The 18,136-nt window shown below is 49.2% G+C and carries 12 protein-coding genes; 2 read left to right on the top strand and 10 right to left on the bottom strand.

The window, feature by feature from the left end:
• Nucleotides 1-36 precede the first annotated feature (36 nt).
• The 8 genes from RB298_RS21530 to RB298_RS21495 all read right to left on the bottom strand — a co-directional run bounded on the left by RB298_RS21530 (nucleotide 37) and on the right by RB298_RS21495 (nucleotide 9,263).
• Nucleotides 37-519, bottom strand: coding sequence for a DUF6530 family protein (locus RB298_RS21530; RefSeq protein WP_486048533.1), 483 nt, complete (start codon nucleotides 517-519; stop codon nucleotides 37-39).
• A 322-nt stretch (nucleotides 520-841) separates the two neighbouring features.
• Nucleotides 842-2,302: an ABC transporter substrate-binding protein gene (locus tag RB298_RS21525; RefSeq protein WP_213578490.1), complete on the bottom strand. Its 1,461-nt coding sequence runs from the start codon at nucleotides 2,300-2,302 to the stop codon at nucleotides 842-844.
• A 69-nt stretch (nucleotides 2,303-2,371) separates the two neighbouring features.
• Nucleotides 2,372-3,268, bottom strand: coding sequence for a carbohydrate ABC transporter permease (locus RB298_RS21520; RefSeq protein WP_009590583.1), 897 nt, complete (start codon nucleotides 3,266-3,268; stop codon nucleotides 2,372-2,374).
• The gene (locus RB298_RS21515; RefSeq protein WP_486048530.1) at nucleotides 3,268-4,194 is read right to left on the bottom strand and encodes an ABC transporter permease; all 927 of its coding nucleotides are present in this window, start codon (nucleotides 4,192-4,194) and stop codon (nucleotides 3,268-3,270) included. Before RB298_RS21515 ends, RB298_RS21520 begins: the two co-directional genes overlap by 1 nt.
• A 30-nt stretch (nucleotides 4,195-4,224) precedes the next feature.
• Entirely contained in the window at nucleotides 4,225-5,490 is a 1,266-nt protein-coding gene (locus tag RB298_RS21510; RefSeq protein WP_228468935.1) for a Gfo/Idh/MocA family protein, read from the bottom strand.
• Between the two features lie 33 nt (nucleotides 5,491-5,523).
• A complete protein-coding gene (locus RB298_RS21505) occupies nucleotides 5,524-6,615 on the bottom strand; it encodes a DUF4832 domain-containing protein (protein ID WP_486048528.1) in 1,092 nt (363 codons plus the stop codon).
• The gene (locus RB298_RS21500) at nucleotides 6,596-7,921 is read right to left on the bottom strand and encodes an acyltransferase domain-containing protein (protein ID WP_375119742.1); all 1,326 of its coding nucleotides are present in this window, start codon (nucleotides 7,919-7,921) and stop codon (nucleotides 6,596-6,598) included. Before RB298_RS21500 ends, RB298_RS21505 begins: the two co-directional genes overlap by 20 nt.
• The gene (locus RB298_RS21495; RefSeq protein ID WP_486048526.1) at nucleotides 7,899-9,263 is read right to left on the bottom strand and encodes a DUF4832 domain-containing protein; all 1,365 of its coding nucleotides are present in this window, start codon (nucleotides 9,261-9,263) and stop codon (nucleotides 7,899-7,901) included. Before RB298_RS21495 ends, RB298_RS21500 begins: the two co-directional genes overlap by 23 nt.
• Nucleotides 9,264-9,614: 351 nt before the next feature.
• Between RB298_RS21495 and RB298_RS21490 the strand changes: the two genes are divergently transcribed.
• Together RB298_RS21490 and RB298_RS21485 are read left to right on the top strand one after the other, a co-directional pair.
• Nucleotides 9,615-10,637 carry a LacI family DNA-binding transcriptional regulator gene (locus RB298_RS21490; protein WP_096773590.1) on the top strand — a complete coding sequence of 341 codons (1,023 nt, stop codon included), beginning with the start codon at nucleotides 9,615-9,617 and terminating at the stop codon, nucleotides 10,635-10,637.
• A 166-nt stretch (nucleotides 10,638-10,803) separates the two neighbouring features.
• Nucleotides 10,804-12,792, top strand: a complete 1,989-nt coding sequence (locus RB298_RS21485) for a DUF4832 domain-containing protein (RefSeq protein ID WP_486048524.1) — start codon at nucleotides 10,804-10,806, stop codon at nucleotides 12,790-12,792.
• A 122-nt stretch (nucleotides 12,793-12,914) separates the two neighbouring features.
• Here the strand turns inward: RB298_RS21485 and RB298_RS21480 are convergent, their stop codons facing one another.
• Nucleotides 12,915-14,207 carry a class II aldolase/adducin family protein gene (locus RB298_RS21480; RefSeq protein WP_096773588.1) on the bottom strand — a complete coding sequence of 431 codons (1,293 nt, stop codon included), beginning with the start codon at nucleotides 14,205-14,207 and terminating at the stop codon, nucleotides 12,915-12,917.
• Nucleotides 14,208-14,424: 217 nt separating this feature from the next.
• A complete protein-coding gene (locus RB298_RS21475) occupies nucleotides 14,425-18,135 on the bottom strand; it encodes a cobaltochelatase subunit CobN (protein WP_486048522.1) in 3,711 nt (1,236 codons plus the stop codon).
• Nucleotide 18,136: the final 1 nt, after the last annotated feature.

Here is an 18,136-nt window from a genome sequence, read left to right as displayed (position 1 = left end):
TCGCTCCATTCCCCCGCTATCCGGGATGCCTCCTCATTATTCGTACCCCAATTCTCTCAATGCTCTGGTTAATGTCCGCAGCCTTTCACCAATCATCTCGCCGTTGTCGCTCAAAGCCTCGTTAAACAGCCTGATATCCTCTTGGATCTGTTCATTGTCCGTGCATACGGCTACCGTCATGGCGCTTCCCTGCAGCCCGATCCGGTCGATCACGGGATTCTGCGGATCATAGAGCTGCTCGTATCGATAGGCTTCGCTAAAATGCGCCAGCGCGCTGCAAACGAGAATAGACATATCCAGAATGCGATGAATCGGAAGCTCTAACGATGGTTCGGTCGCTTGCTCGTCCGCATCTCTCCATACTCTGACGGCAACATTTGCCTGGCCTTCCTCGTTTCCTTGAGAAAGACCGAGGGATAGCGCCCTAACTTCTGTGGCGCCGGCAAACCGCCCATCGACCTCCCCGTAATTTTCCGATACAATAACGGGCTTATGATTCATAGAAGCGTGTATGTTCATCATTTCTCCTCTTTTCTCAAAAATGGATCTTACATAAACATTTCAAGCGCATCGTTTGCCATAGAACATATAAGTAATGATAATGATCATTATTTTGATAAACCTTTTAATTATTCATCTATATATATAATAGACATATTTTATTTTGTTGTAAATACCTGACCGGTAACGCCCAGCAAAGCGTGAATTTATGAATTGAACAAAAAAGAAAAGAAGCATCCCCATGTTCAGGAGATACTTCTTCGGAATTCATGATGGTATGGTCTGTTTCACCGACAGCTTTCAATTTCAGCCGCTTCGTTGCTGGAACACGGAGAAACCCCTATTGTTTAGCTGCCAAGAATTCATCCAGCTGACGCTGTATCTCGGCGACATACTCGTCAATCCCAGCCGCCTTCAGCTTCTGGATCGCTTTGGGATACTCTGTCTCAAAATCGACAAATCCGGAACGGATCGCAGCTAGATCTTTGCCTGCGACTTCTTTCAAGGATGTCTCGATCAACTTAACCTTTTCGTTATTGAATCGGAATCCCAAGGATTCGGATCGAACAGCCTGATCATCCCAGCTCTTATATTGATCGATGGATTCCTGGGCCACGTTCGGCCCGAACAATTGGTAATTCTGGTTTCTGAACATCCATTCATAGAAAAATTCACTCGGGGTGAGCTTATTGATTCTTCCGTCCACGATCTCGTAGTCCTTGCCTTCGACGCCATAGAGAGCAAACTGGTAATTTTCCTTGGATTTATAAATCCAGTTCACAAACTTCATGGCTCCTTCCGGATTCGGAGCATTGACTGGAATGCCCAGAACTTCCCCGCCTGTGGCGGTCACATAACGCGGCTTATCCTCGGCTAGCAGATAGGTCTTAACTTCGGCATCCGGGGCATTGGCTTTGATGGCATCGACGATTTCCATTTCCTTGCCCAGTGATCCTTCCACCCATAAATATAGGCCGGTCTGCATGCGGGAGTCTCTCTCGTTGTATTTGATGGTCAAATCCTCTGTGTATAAACCTGCTTCATACATTCCTCGGTTAAATTTCGCCACTTCCTGGAATGCTTCCGTTTCATAATAGCTGTATGCTTTCTTGCTGTCTTCCCCGAATACAACCAAATCTTCGACGGCGATCCAGTTATATTGTTCATCGGTAAAGTATCGAGTCAACGGTTTGAAGATAATGTCGGCGGGTCCTTTCATTTCAGGAAACTTCTCTTTCGCCTTGGTCGCGAATTCTTTTAAATCGTCGGGTGTCTTCACGTCGGTCATCCCCACGGCTTCCAGTATATCCTGGCGGACGGCAACCAGCTGGTACATGGCCGAGGACGGTGCATAGGCCGACGGAATGCCGTGAATTTTCCCATCGATGGTTGCGCCTTGAAGCTGTTCCATCGGCAAAACTTTCAACATATCCTGACCATATTCCTGGATTAAATCATCCAGAACCATGGCTTGTTTCTTGTTGACGATCGTGGAAAGGTCCGGAAGACCATCCCAATACAAATCGATCGGTTCGTTCGCGGCCAGCATGATATCTTTCTGTTCCCAATACTGGGCCCACGGCACATATATGACTTCGACCTTTAGACCGAGATCGGCAGCCATTTTCTCTGCGAATTCGTTGTTTAAAAATTCGTTCATGCGATCGCTTCGTTCCCCCGGATACAAAATCGTGACGGTTTCGAGCGCGGCTGCCCCCTCTTTTTTGCCGCTGCATCCTGCCATTACCGAAACGGATGCGATCAATAAAACCAACAAGATCAGCATTTTTTTTGCTTTCATGAAAGACCCTCCCTATGAAATGGTTAATCTATGTTAAAAGCCTGAATCGGCCAATAACCACGCAGGTGTCTATTCTTTTACCGCTCCGGCCATAATCCCGTGCACGAAGTATTTTTGAATGTAAGGATACAGGAAAATGATCGGACCGATCGTAATGACCGTTATGGCCATCTTCACGGTTTCGGCAGGCAATGTGATGTTGCCCGATGCCCCTGACGGAATTCGTCCGGAACTTATCGCATTGACGTTCGACAGAATGTTGTAGAGGAAATACTGCAGCGGAAACAAATCGCGTTCGTTAATGAAGATCAGCGCGTGCCACCAATCGTTCCAATATTGAAGCGCATACATTAAACCAACCGTCAGCAGTGCGGTTTTGCTTAACGGAAGGGCTATTTTGACATAGATCGTAAAATAATTGGCGCCGTCCATCTCGGCCGCTTCATATAAAGATGGAGAAATGCTTGCAAAGTACGTTCGCATCAGAAACATGTTCCATACGCTGAATATGGACGGCAGGATCAAAGCCAGAATGCTGTTCTTCAACCCGTAATAATTGACGCTGACCATGTACCACGGTATCAAGCCGGCCGAGAAGATGATCGTAAAGTTGCTAATGAAAGCGAGCACGTTGCGGTATTTCAGCTTTTTGATAGATAGGGAAAATGCAATCATGCTGGTAATCAACAGAGCCCCGAACGTCCCCACAGTGGTTACAAACAGGGTAACGCCGTAGGATTTGAGCAGTTTCATCCCACTATTAACAAAGATATATTTATATGTATCCAAGCTCGGGCTCAGAGGGATGATCGAATATCCGTTTCTTGCAACGGCCTGTTCCGAAGAAAAGGACACGCTTAACGTTAATACAAGAGGATACAGACAAACGAGTGCGAATAAGCCAATGAATGCATAGGCAAAGCCAATCACCAATTTATCGCCAAGCAATCTATTCTTTTCCATCATCAAAATAGACCCTCTCCGTCGTTTATTTTCTTAGCGGATTTGTTAGCAGCCGTAATCAGGATCAAGCCCATCAATGACTGGAATAGCCCGATGGCCGTCGAGTAGGAAAAGCCCAGCGTACGCATCGACTGATAAACGTAGGTATCGATGACCGTTACTTCTTCAGCCAGGACCGGGTTGTTGCCAACGATACCGTAAATCATCCCAAAGTCCCCGTAGAAGATTCGTCCGACGCTCAGCAAGCTTAAAACGATGATCGTTGGCTTCAGCATGGGCACGGTCAAGTTAAGAATTTGCTGCAATTTGTTGGCGCCATCCACCTTGGCCGCTTCGTATAGGCTCCCGTCAAAATTGGACATCGCCGCCATGTAGACAATGGAGCTGTATCCGCTCCATTTCCAGACGCTCGACAGAATGATGATCCACTTCCAATACTTTGGCTCCGAGTACCAGGAGATCGGCTCTGCACCGAAGAACTTCAAAATATGATTCGCTACGCCCACATCCGTGGAGAAGATTCCGTACAGAATCGCACCGACAACGACCCAAGATATGAAATACGGAAAAAACATCATGCTTTGCGCGATCTTTTTGTAGGCTTTATGCCGGATTTCATTGATCAGAATGGCAATGCTGACAGGAATGATAATGCCTAAGATGAGACCAAAAAAGTTGATATACAGCGTGTTATAGGTAACCTTCCATCCCATGCTGTTTTCCGAAAAAAAGTATTTGAAGTTGTCCAGACCCACAAATTTGCTGCCGAAGATGCCGTCGACCACATTGAAGTCGGTAAACGCCATCCATATCCCGGCAAACGGGATATAGGAGAACATGATCAGCACGATCAGCGCGGGCACGCACATGAGATACAGGATCCTGTGTTTTTTTATTTCATAGAGAAATCCCTTGACAGCCGAACTCATTCCATCACCCCTTTGCATGTGATTACACGACTATGCTGTAATGCCTTGCTGCAGCTTCATCTTTAGTTCATCCAGATCGATCACGGTACCGGTAATTCTCGCCTCTTCCGCGGCATAGGCCATCATATGGCTTTCAACGGACATGTCGATGGAGGATCTGCTGCTGAAGTCGGCATTCCCCAGATTCTCCAAGAAGTCATTCATCAGACCGGTGTCGCCGCCGTTATGTCCGCCGCTCACCGTTGCCGGCCGAATGACGGTTTGCTGTACGGGTTCTGCCATATTGGAGTTAAAGCGGGTGACTTCGATAATGTTCAAGTTATCGTCGCCTCGGATTTCCCCATGCTCGCACATGATTTTGAGCGTACGGTACATTTTGTTTGTGAATCCGCTTAAATTAAACGTTGCCGTTACCCCGTTTTTGAATTCGATTAGGGTGACTTGATGGTCGCATACATCATTGTCAAGCCGATATACGCAGCGTCCGTAAGGACTCGTTGCTAGCGCTTGGAGCAGTCCCTCTTCGCTCTGATCCGCCGAAATGACGGTAGCGGGCCATTGGCCCCTTATCGGCAAATAGGCCTTTCTTGCGTCGAATCGGCAGTTCGCGGCTGCCTTACAATCGAGGCATCGTTCCGCACTGCCTGCCGGTGCATTCTCCTCTTTGAAATACGTAAGGCTTCCATACGATGAGATACGCTTCGCCCCGCTGTCCACAAGCCAGGATAGAATATCCATGTCATGACAGGATTTCTGCATGATGATCGGGCTCGCCAGATCGCTTCTTCTCCAATTGCCTCTTACGAAGGAGTGTGCCATATGGAAATTGCCGATGTTCTCGTTGTGCTGTATGGTCACGATTTTCCCGAGTTCATTGCTATCGATGATTTTCTTAATTTCCGCAAAGAAGTTCGTATATCTGAGTACATGGCATACAATCACCTTGCGTCCTTTTTCATTGGCTTTCTCCTGAATTCTCATGCATTCTACCGGACTTGGTGAAATGGGCTTCTCGAGTAAAATATCATAGCCAAGATCAAGCGCCATCATCGTTTGCTCGTAATGGTCCTTGTCCATGGAAGAGATGATGACGGCATCGCAAATTTTCCCCATTGCATAAAACGCATCCACGGATGCAAATTGTTTCTCCAGCGGAATCTGAAACTCATCCGCCGCTGCCTTTCTTCTGCCGGCATCCGGCTCGATGACCGCCACGATTTCCTCGCTTTGGTAAGCGTGCCTTGAATAGATCATGCCTCTTTGTCCTGCACCAATTAATGCTAGTTTCAACTCCATAACCTCCAGCGAGCTCGTATTTGTCTAGATGGATTATTCTTGTCCCGGCATCTGGGGATCTTCCAAGGGATAATATCCTTCCGGATAATAGGTGTCCCATATATTCTTGAGCGGATCCTCGCGGGCGGCTTCAACTTGTATCGTACCCATCTCATAAAAACCATCCTGTTGCCGGTTCTGTATATTCAGCGTGAGTGAAGAACGGTCTTCGAAACAGAGCGCTATGCCAAGCGAATAGGTTCCCGCCGCGATGTCCTGCAAGTGTACGATCTCGTTATGGACAAGGTCGCCGGTTAACCAGGAATGCGTTGCCGCGTGCAGCGGAAATTCATGGGACACGTTTTCCTGCTTTAGCTGCAGCCGCAGCTGAAATTTTCGATAGATTCTTGAGCTTCCCGAGTTTACGAACCAGAATCGCAGCGGCAGGCTCCCGCTGCCGGACACCGTTTCCGGGTAAGTTAGCCGACGTAAAGCAAGGTTGTAACCAAGCCCTAGGTTTACGTTGGACATCCCGGCATGCCAGCGAAAGGCCTCCCGTCTGATATGGGAACCGCCAGCTTCATCGGTCGCATGGAGGAACACCGGGTAGCTCTTCCATACCCGCTGCAAATGATGTTTGGCAAAGGCTTCGCAGCATTCGATCCAATTCTCCTCGCCGCACTTCACCAGCAGGCCAAAGCCGCGGCCGCGCTCCTTTAAATATCGAATCAGTGGTTCATTCTGCAAATCTGCAAGCAGTACCTGGGATCCAAAGGAATCGATATAGGCGTTCCATTCTTCCTTGCTGTTTGCCAAGGTCGAGATCATGACGGCCGCAAGGCGTTTATCCGAATCGATCATACTCCCGACTTTTCGGATCAATGCCGCATAACATGCTTCGTGGTTATCCTTCGTCCATTCTGGCAGGTCCGGCGTCAGGAAAAGAACAGGATTCGTAATCGCTTTCAATACCTTGTCGATCCCTCCGAGCTTATACTCTCCTCGCGCAGGTTCTAGTTCCTTCCATGAAAAAGCCGCATATTCGAATCGACCGTGGCTTGTATCATACTCCTTGACCGATAAGGGCTTCGGCCTGATTTTGACGGTTTTGTACTTCTCGTAGCTCTCAAGCGAATATTTCCCCATCCTCTTCGCTCCTTTGTAAATGGCTGTCAACGGTTCCGCGGAACAATTCTATATCTGCGTCGGTTATATAAGGCATGCTGCCAATCCGGCCGATATCTTCCTTCAGCACGATCATGCTTAACGTATTGAATCTGGCCCCGGTCCGCATATACTCAGCTGCCGCTCTTTGCAGCGAGGTCGTATATTCGCCGGTGTTCAACGCCGGATCAGCATTCCGGTCTCCAAAGACTTCATAGCGCAGCATGCCGTCCCCTTCATGGGTGGGATAATTATAAAACTGCCGTTGAACGTGGACGATATTGCTTTTATCATTGTCCAAAACGAGCGAGAGCCTGGAATCATAAAGCCAGCTTGAACTCCAGAAGCCTCTGATGGGCAATTCCGGAAAATATCGATCATAGAACCCGATGGCCATCGCCATGGAATTCCTCAGCCTGTCCGGCGTGTACCCGGGCCCGGAAGGAATGTGAAGCGCCAACAGGGTATCCCCTTTTTGAAGCACGGTATCCCAGTCCTTCTTTAAGATCGGCGTTGTTTCTCTTTCGACGAATCCCATGGGATTGATCCGATTCGCTATGATGAATTCGGCATTCTCCTGCCATTCAGATGTGAAGCGGCCTTGCGGATCATAAACATCGTTGATTCCGTTCCGCTGTCCATCGCTGCGGAAATCCTCTCCGGGATGGCGAAGGGCAAGCACTTCCTGCGTATCCCTATGGCGGAACATGGTGAAGGAATCCTCGAATCGGTACGGAATAAAATAGAAGCGGTCCAACAGAAAGATGGAGCAGGTATAGAAATTCATCACCCACGGGAAATCATGAACCTTGGCATCGCCCTGCAGTGCCAATTTTTCCATTTGCAGCTTCAGCGGTTGATGCGGAATATCCTCATAATAGGTTAGGGGTACGGAACGCTTCTCCAGCATCTTCATGGAAGGCACCACGCAGGCTAGCAGCAACAAAAATGAATATAATTCGCCGTACTTCTTCATGCATGCGGGCGTCATATTGGTATAATGGGCTTCATCACAGCGATTGCGCGCCGAGCACAGATCCTCCACCAAAAATTTGGTGAAATGAAACAATACGGCGTCTTCCTCTATCGCTAAAATCCCCTGTTTAATCCATTGCCGAGTCTCCTCGGGAGTCTGATATCGCTCAAAGATTCCATTCAAGAAGCCCCTTGGTATGAGATAGGGCTCGCCATCCGGTAGATAGCGATCATATTTTGCTTCCAATCCATCAGGCAGATAATCAAATTCACAGATCGCTGTTACTTCTTTATAATTCATCGGCCTTTCCATTAGCCTGCCTCCCCCTTTCGACGAATAGCTTACCCATCGGGTAAAAGCCGTCTTGATATCCCGTGATTGCCAGCTGGATATTCCCGATTTCCTTCACGCCGGTTTCGATGCCAATCTCCAGCCCATACTCGCCCGCCGGCATATCGTCCGGCAGCGAAAAGCTTTCTGTCCAAGCAATATCCTCATCCGGGAGCCATTCCCTGATGTCTTCACTGCTATGAAGCGTATACGATCGACATTGGCCGGTTAACCTCACCGCCAGCGGATAACGATGATAAATCGGAGCGACGCCGACATTAGCCCACAACGCATCGATGTTTAGCTCTCCGCCAACGAACGCTATCGAATCGTACGCGAATTTCCTTAATTCGAAGCGGTAGCCCATCTTGTTAATCCAAGCCTTGACCTTCTCTTTCCACGGTTCCGGTACTACCGTCCCTTTGTTGTTAAAGGATGAAATATGCCACTTGAGCGTTTCCTGTATGATATAGTCGATATCCCAGCCCTGCAGATACCAGTCATTCATATGCCAGCATGCTTCGAACAGGATCGGCGCTTTCTCCCAGGCATCGCCCATCTCAAAATTCTGAATATTTTGCGGATAGAAATCGGTCATATGCGACCACTGATCGCCATGAAAGCCTCCCATATCCCCCAAGCAATCCACGCGAAATCCGACTTTGGCTTTGCGTTCATTTATGATCCGGATCGACAGCGGATCATGCAGCAGTGCCTGGAGAGGCGTTATTTTAAAACCGTCCAAGTAAGCATCCGTTATCTGCTTAACCGCGCCAGTCGTTAGAAATTCCGTTCCGCCGCCTTCCCCCCAGGCTCCGACTATGGTCAAATCGATCGAGCTGATAAGCGGGTGGCCGTCAAAGCGGGCGGCAAACGCCTTGATGAAATCAGACCAATACTCGGCATATGGGGTGGTTAGAGGGTCTACTCTCCAGAACGGAAACTCGGGCTCCTCCGGATATTCGGCCCGGAACCAAGACGGAATATCGTCTTCTTCGCTTAATGCATATGGCGAACAACGCACCACGGCAGTACAGCCTAATGATTTGGCGTAATCCAGCTTTTCCTCCAGTACGCTCCAGTCATAACTCCCTTTATCCGTTTCGACGTCACGCCAACGAACGCTGAAGAAATATACTTTGCTGTCCGGATGATTGTACGTCCTGCTGTCTTCCGCAAACTTGTATTTGCGCTGCGCTTCCCCCCGGTTATCAACAATCCGTTCCGGATCTCCCATCAAGCCCGGCGCCGTGGTAAAGCCAATACCCGGATTGGTCAACATTTCATCCGATATCATAGGGTAAACCGTAACTCTCTTGTTCATATCCCAACTCCCCCATGTACTAAACAGAACTCTTTGTTTGTTACGTTGTTTGTTACGTTGAATCTGTTTCATTGCACAATTTGTTTAGTGATTTCATGTTATATCATTCGCATGTTATCTGGCAATATCAATTTTGAAATACTTCGAAATTTCTAGTGACAACGCATGGAATATACATGTTACTCTTGATTTTGATTAAGGAGGAATGTAAAATGAAGTAACGTAACAATATTGCGCAACAAACAACGTAACATAATCTATAATAAAAGCAAATCATTGTTAACAATGTAACATTCCTATAAACTCTAAAATGGCGATTATTAGTAACTTAAAAGGAGAATGTGTTTATACATGAGTACGATTCGGGATGTTGCTAAACTTGCAAATGTATCCACAGCCACCGTGTCCAGAGTGTTAAACAATGATACGAAGTATAAAATCACGGACGAAACCCGGGAAAGGGTTTGGCAAGCCGTTACGCAGCTGAACTATAAAATCGCATCAGGGCCCAAGCGGAAGGTTTCTGCTCAGGATCCGGCCGAAAGCAAATCGCATATCAAAATCGGATGCGTCTTAAGCGTCACCAAGGATAAATACAACGATCCCTACTTCATGTCGATCTTATCCGGCGTGGAAGAACGCTTGCTTGGCGCCGGTTACAACATGTCCTTTATCCGGACGGGAATTGAATTGAACGACAGCAAGATCCTATTTAATACATTCAGCGAACCGATTACCGGCCTCATTCTCATGGAATCGCTCGATCACGAGACCTACGAATATATTCGCAAGCAGGTCCCGTACATCGTAGGTATCGATACGGAACGCGGGGATATCGACAATGTCGGCTACGATCATTACAATGTCGCTTCGATGGCCGTCAGCCATCTTATTGAAAAAGGCCATACCCGAATCGGATATATCGGGGGCAGCGGATTATCGAGCAACCTCAAAGACAGCCGTCGTTATCGGGGCTACTACGCAACCATGCATGCTGCCGGATTGTCGGTCAATCCCGATTGGGTTATTGATTGCATGTGGGATGAGGCGGTCTGCATCGAAAAAATCAATCATCTATGTACAAACCGAAATTTCCCGACTGCCTTCTTTGCCGGCAGCGATTTAATGGCTATGGCCGCCCTCAACGGCCTGTATAACAACGGTATTTCCGTTCCTGACGAAGTAGCGGTTATTGGGCTATCCAACATTGAGGTATCCAAGTATTCCAATCCGCCGCTGTCTACGATCGATGTGCCGATGAAAGAAATCGGCATGGTAGCTGTCGATAACTTAATCGACCGAATCAACGGAAACAAGCTGCTGCCCAAAAAAGTGATTTTGCCTACACGCTTGGTGGTACGCAGCTCAACTTAAACGGCTTTTTTGGCAAGAAGAAACTTAACGGCGTTTCCATGCTTTTTCAGAACAAGCGCCTGGAACCGTTGCACGTATTCACGTATTGTTAATTGCCTGGCTCGGAAAGGAGGTGAAGGATTCGATTTCTTGAGAGTAAAAGAACAATTCTGTGAGGAGGTTTGACATGAAAGCACGGGGTATCCATTGGAAGCAGCCGTTTGCCCTAATTATCATGACGGCCATTCTACTTGCCTTATTCCCTTTTCCCCGCTTTACTTGGTCTGCGGAAGCTGCCTCTGCCTCTATCGTTGTTGACGGCGATCCGAGCGACTGGGAGGGCATTCCGGCCCTATCCACGAATACGGGAAAGGCTCAAAGCTTAAAGGCTTCCCATGACGACAAGAATCTTTTTCTGCTTGTGCAAGGCTCCGGCCTTAGCACTACGATGGGAAGCTTCTGGTTGAATACGGACGGGAATGCTTCTACCGGATATCAAGCTTTTGGCTGGGGCACGACAGGCGTTGAGTGGCTTCTCGAGAACCAAACCTTATACCGCTACTCAGGCAATGGAAGCAGTTGGAGCTGGAATTTTTCATCGTCTCTGACTTCTTCTCAATATGTACGTTCCTCATCCGTGATTGAAGCAGCGATCCCTCTTTCTACGCTTGGACTTGGCGAAGGCAGCAGCGTGAGCATCGGGTATCTGGATAACAATTCGGATATGCACCGCCTGCCGGCACAGAACCAGCCGCTTCCGGTCTATACCTTACAAGCACATCATCCGGGAGGCAATATGATCGAATTCTATCCAACCGAGCTGAATGATCCATTGAATAACCCGTTTAAAGGCTGGGCTCCATCCGCGAAATCTACCAATTATCCTCAACCTCATCGGCTGGTATATGCCGGCGTGACTTGGAAGGAGTTTGAGCCGACGAAGGGCAATTATGATTTCAGTGCGATTGAAGCCTCCAATCATTTCGACTATTGGAAAAGCCGCGGCGTCAAGGTAATCCTTCGCTTTATTCTGGACAGTCCTTCCGGCGTGGCTCACCGGGATATCCCGGATTGGCTGTACAACGACATGGCAAGCCTGGGACAATCGCCGGGCAAGGCCTATCGCGACGATACTGGAGGCATGGGAGCCGGCAACAACACGGGCTTCTCTCCTAATTACAGTTCCGACTATCTGATCGCCAGGCACAAACTTGCAATCGAGGCGATTGCGGACCATTACGACTCCCCGGATAGCCCGATCGCTTTTGTGCAAATCGGTTCGCTCGGACATTGGGCCGAATTCCATACCTGGCCTTATGTCGGACCGAACGGGGAAAGCAACTATACGGGGGCATTTCCCCCGAACAGCATATCCAACCAATATATTCAGCATTATATCGATGCCTTTGCCGATCAGGAGGATCACACGCAGCTATTGATTAGACGCAGCGTAGAGCTGGCCAAGAATAACAACAAGGGTTTGATTCTGGGAATGTACAATGACGTCTTCGGCGATCAGCCGAGCTTCGATTCCGATTGGGGCTGGTATACAGGCACCCAGAACGGATATTGGGATGACATCGGCCAGCAGCAACCCGCACATGCAAACTTTTGGGATACTCGCGTCTCCGGCGGCGAATTTTATGGCGGTGCTTATGGCATGAATGCTGCGCTTACGTCAGGCAGCGGCTTCAATGAGACCCTTCGGCAAACCGAGCTCAGCAAGCCAAGCTGGCTGGGACCGAATTCTCCGGCTTCCCTGGCGGTTGGGAATCCATTGCAAGGCAACATCGATACGCTCAAGAAACGAATGGGTTATCACTTTGTCGTAAACAAGGCTGCATACCCGCAAGTAAATAGCGGAAGCACGCTCGAGGTATCCGTCACGGTGGAGAATAAGGGGGTTCAACACTTCCCGTTCAATTGGCCTCTTGAAATCCAGCTGCGCAGCGGCGGCCAGATCGTGGCACGCCAAACCACATCGGCGGACTTAACGACCTGGAGAACAGGGCAGCACACGGTCACAGGCTCTCTTCCTACGAATACACTGCCGAGCGGTACTTATGAATTAGCCATTGCGATTCTCGATCCATCGACGAACCAGCCGGCGATTGATTTCGCTAACACAAACCGGCTTTCAGACGGAGCTTATAAGGTCGGTTCATGGACCAAATAGCATGATAACCGGATTTCAACTAGCATAATAAAAAGAGCAGCAGATGGCCGCGTATCATTCACGGCAACTCTGCTGCTCTTCCTTCATTTAAAGGCTATAGATCATGAACGCCAGGTTCTTGCTCATGATTCCAGATGAAATGCTGCTTCAAGCTCGCGGATTCGCTCATCATCGATGTGGATGACATCGCCTAGCGTTCTCGCCGACAAAATGGATTTCGCGCTGTACTCCGCAACTTCCAATCGATCAAAAGCGTTGAGCAGGCTTTGACCGGCAACGATTACGCAGTTATTGTTCACAATGGCAATCGGCGTATTGGCTTTAAACAGCGAAGCGGTACGCTCAGGCTCGTTATACACCGCATGAAAGGGGAGCTTCGGCGTTCCGCGAAGCAATATATAGCTTTCCGGAATCGTCCTCGAATCGAAGGCCGTGTCGGTGACCGCAAATGCCATAATGTTGGGAGGATGCGCGATGATGACCGAATGGACATGCGGCTGCGTGTTATAGATCGCTTCATGGAGGAAAACGGATTTGCTCGGCTGTTTGCCCGCTTCCGCTTTGCCGTTCTCTATGCGGACGAGGTCTTCCGGTTCCAGATCATTGCGGTCTTTGCCATAGGGCGTGATGACAAAATCGTTTCCTTGCAATCGATGGGAGAATGTGCCCTGCGTGCTGGTGAACAATCCCTGTTTATACGCGCGTTTCATCAATCCGCACATATCGCGGCGCAGCTCTTTTTCTTCCGACGTGCAGGAATCGCGGATGAACGTATCCATCTGCAGCGTGCTTTTGTTGCGCACGGTTTCGTAATCCTCATCGTTAAGCAGGACCGGTTTACCGATTCGACGTGCCTCAATCTCAAGGCGTGCACAGAAGTCGAGGGTTTCGAACCGACGAAACGCTTGAAATAGGTCCTCTCCCCCGACCACGACCCCGTGATTCTCCAGCATGACCGTGTCGATCCCTTGCTTGAAGACGGCTGCGATGTTCTCCCCAAGCTGCTCGCTTCCGGGCAGCGCATAAGGCGCGATTCCGATCTCGCCGCAGATTTGCCTTTCGTTCGGAAGCAGCCTTGTATCCGGAATGCGCCTTACTATGCTGAACGAAACCAGTGCAGGCGGATGGGCATGAATGATCGACTTCAAATCCGGGCGGGCTTGATAGATGAGCCGGTGAAAGGGAAATTCGCTGGAAGGCTTGTGAATTCCCTCTACCCTGCCGTCCTCCTTCACGCATACCATATCCGACCGGTTAAGCGACCCTTTGTCCACTCCCGCTGGCGTAATCCATATATCCCCGTTTTGGTCCCTGATCGACAAATTGCCTCCCGACGTGGTTGTCATCCCATGGTTGTAAATGCGATTGATAAAGAGAAGAAGCTGATCTGCCGGATGCACAAATTCCTGATTCATTCCTGCCACCGCCCTATCCGAATGTTTTTGTTTAGTTTTGTTTGTCTTTATTATACTGTTTTTTCTATTGATATTCGAGAAGAAATGTGGCAAAAACAATAACAATAGCCGTAAATAATATTGATGATGATCCTGAACCGGAACATAAAAAAACAGGGATGATTATGATATCATCCCTGTTTTCCCCGTTTGGCATAGTGGATCTTCACTTTACGACCTAGGTATTACGGCCTTCCAGATCCCCTTCAAGCTCCAAATAACGATCACGCAACATTCCCAATTCATCCTCCGACGCGTCCCAATAATTCCGTTGATGACTCTCCAGCAGAGTTTCCAGCATACTGTGATATGCAGAACGGTTATTGTCCCGCATTTGCTTGCTGCGCTGTTCGTCCGCAACATATACCTTATGAACCGAAGAGAAGATCCAGGAATCCACCTGGTTCGTTGTCGCTGCCAGACCAAGCAAATTTTCCGTTCGGTCGGCTATGTTCTGTGCACCGTGATAGTCATGCTTCAGCAATCCGTCCATCCACTTGGGATTAAGCAAGCGGGTTCGGACGCCTCGCTGAATCGATTTGCGTACTTCTTCCGTTAATGCCTGCTCGCGCGTTGTATCGGTGATATACATTTCCGCTCGACTGCCCTTAACGATTTCTACCGATTTCGCCAACCCCCCGAAAAATTCGTAATAATGATCCAAATCCGTAATTTCGTGCTCATGATTGCTCCGAATTTGCGAAACGATATCCACGGCCGCCAAGTTGGCCTGATACAGCTCAAGCATTTCCTTGCCTCTGTAGTTGGAGCTATATACATGCTTCAGGCTGCTTATAAATGATGCGCCTATCTGGCTTTCCTCTTCCCACTGTTTGGTCTCGATCAGCTTGGTTACGGACGTTCCATATTCTCCTTCGGCAGGCCCGTAAATGCGGGCGCACGCCAAATCCCAAGCCTCGTCGTGCCTGGCGCCGGCATTGCGCAGCTGTCGGTACAGCAACTCCGAGTGCTGTTTGAACCAATTTTGATCCATCGGCTCATCCAGCTCGGATACTTCTCTAAACATGCGATAAAGCATGAATAGCTGGTCCGGAAACATATCGCGGAAAAATCCGCAGATATGCACGACGACATTGATTCGCGGTCGGTTCAGTTCGGAAAGTGGAATGATTTCATATCCCATATGCATGGAATGTCCCCTTTCCTTGATTCTGACGCCGAGATAAGCCAGAATCTGGCTTAACGTCTCTCCCTGGGTCCGCGAAGTTTCCAGCCCCCACATCACGAGTGCCGTCGTTTCAGGATATTTTTGATGGGCCTCGTAGTACAGCTTCAAGGTATTCTCGGCAATTTTCAACCCGGTCGCAGCTGCCGTCCGGCTTGGAATGGCGCGCGGATCGAACTGCACCAGGTTATTTCCGGACGGCAAAACCTCCGGATTACGAACGCTGTCCCCGGCTAGGCTAACCGGCAAATACGCCCCATCCAGCGCCCGCAGCAGGTTCTTAAGCTCCATATCCGCTTTGGTGGAATGATATGCCGTTAACCCGTGATTCCAGATCTCGTTCCAGCGTGCCTTCATTTCATCCGGCAACTGTGGAGGCTCAGGGATGGTTTCATTATGAATGAAGGATAACACGGCATTTCCTACACACTCATCCAGCAGTTGCAGTCTTTCAATGTCCCGGCTTTCCAGCAGGCTGTCATAATCCCAAGCCATGGATGCTGCAAATACTCTTTGCAGCGATCCAAGTTTTCCCTGCTCATGGCTCAAAATCATTTTCATATGCCCTGCCGCTTCTTCATGGTTGTAGCCCTCGCCGACGACATGCAGACCGTTCGGGATCACGGATCTTCGAATCCGATACAGCTCGATTTCGAGCTCTTCCAAATCGTCCGTTTCCATAGAAAGCGATGCCGCCTGGTCCCGTATCCTCTTCCTTACGTCGGGAACACGCGTTGGATTCAGCCGTTCCGTTTCCCGGTACTCGTGCAGCATCGCTTCAAGCTCGACATATTCACCATATAATCCGCTTGTCGTGAAGGGCGGGGATTGGTAGCCGATCAAGGCAGCATGCGACCTTCGCTTCGCGATCATTGCCTCGGACGGATTTCCAACGTAATACATATAGAAATGCGGAAGATCTTGGATCAGGGCATCCGGCAAACAATCACCGGACATTCCGCTCTCTTTTCCCTCCAGAAACTCAAGGGTTCCGTGGGTTCCTACGTGCAGGATGGCATCCGCCTTGAATTCGTCCCGAATGTATTGATAAAAGGCTAGATACTGATGGTGCGGAAGAAGGCTCTTGTCATGGTAAGCAGCCTCGGGATGCTCGTGAACGCCCCGGCTGGGCTGAACCCCGATAAACAGGTTTCCACTTAGCAAACCGGGGATTTTGAATGCTCCCTCCTCCGTCGTCATAATATTGCCCGGCGCCTCTCCCCACTGCTGAATAAGCTCATCCCTGCGATTGGCAAACACTTTATTATTCTGCTCATAAGCCTTATTGTCGTACGTTGGAAGTTCAACGGACCAACGCTCGTCCGTCCAGACTCCGGAATTGACCGCTCCTTCCCGTAGGAAGCGTTCCCTTAATTCAGCTCCGGTAAATGCCTCTGTCGTGTAGCCGTGATCTTTCATCGCTGTCGCGATTCGGGATATGGATTCGAACGTATCCAGAAACGATGCCTGAAATAAATGCCCCTCTCCGGGAGGATAGTTATAGCCGATGATGGCGATACGCTTTTCCGACGGCTGCTTGGTTCGAAGGTCCAAATATCGACGAACTCTGCTGATCAACCGCCGCGCTCGCTCCTCAATGACCCGCAGTTCCTTCGTGTGAAGCTGCATTTCCTCATCGTATTCACGACCGGATAATGCGGCAACCGGAAGCATGTCAATGCTCCCGTCGAGCTCGGGCAGCATCATTTGGACCAAAAATTCGGAAGGCGATAAACCTTGCAGCGAGCCTTCCCATACTTCCCGTTCCCTTCGCGTTAAGAAGAACGGATGGAACATCGGCGCTTCAACTTCCTTTAATAAGGATAGGATCTCATCGCTTTTCCCTCCGGTAGGCCCCGCGCCAAGCCGGAACGGAACAAAATTCACGATCAGATCGACCTTCCCGCCCTGGGAGCCTCCTTGCATCAGCAAACTTCGCAGCCTTTGTGGATCTACGCGAACCAAGGAAGTGAGTGCGATGGGTAGGACATTCGCAATTTTTCGTAGGTCCTGAATGATACCGCCTACGATTTCTCCGGTATGGAGCGGATAGCTGTATCCCAAAAATAGCACGGCTACCGTCGGCAAATGGGTCCGAACGGGCGTCACGCTCTGATAGGCCTTTAAAGATTCATACGGTCGCTTCAATAACGGGTCGTATATACCCAACGTCTCTAGAACAGAAGGCGGTTCCAACGGCGGCCAATCCGTTATTTGGCCAAATGTTGTAGCGATATAGCCCAGCATATGCTCCAAATTGTCGATACTGGAATGTCTCCAGTAATCAAGTAAGGTTCGATAATGCTCAAGATCTTGATTTGTATTAATTTGAGCTAAAGAAGCTGACGGCTCCCCCCGTTGACCGCTGCCGGCAATATCTTCAAAACGCAGCGAGCCCAATCGGAACAAATCTTGAATCCCATCCGCATTCCCTCCTAAAATCACCTGCTGCGCCTCAAGACCTGCACAAAGATCATGAATACTGGAAAGGGTCTGAGCCGGCGTACCGTGCGGATCATGAATAATAAACTCCGCTTCCTCTACCTTTGCCTTCAGCCGCTTCCATTCTTCATCCGAAAAAGTTCCTTCTATATTAAACACGGATAACGCTAGACGACTGCGAAAAGATGCGTCCCATTTCTTATATAGCTGTGACAAATCCCTCATCGCTGCATGGGATGTCGTCAGCACGGCGATTTTCACT

It is taken from the genome of Priestia sp. BR_2, from assembly GCF_041954005.1.
GTDB lineage: Bacteria > Bacillota > Bacilli > Paenibacillales > Paenibacillaceae > Paenibacillus_AQ > Paenibacillus_AQ lautus_A.
Note: the sequence above shows the minus strand (reverse complement) of the source record. Positions and strands in the feature narration are given on the sequence as shown.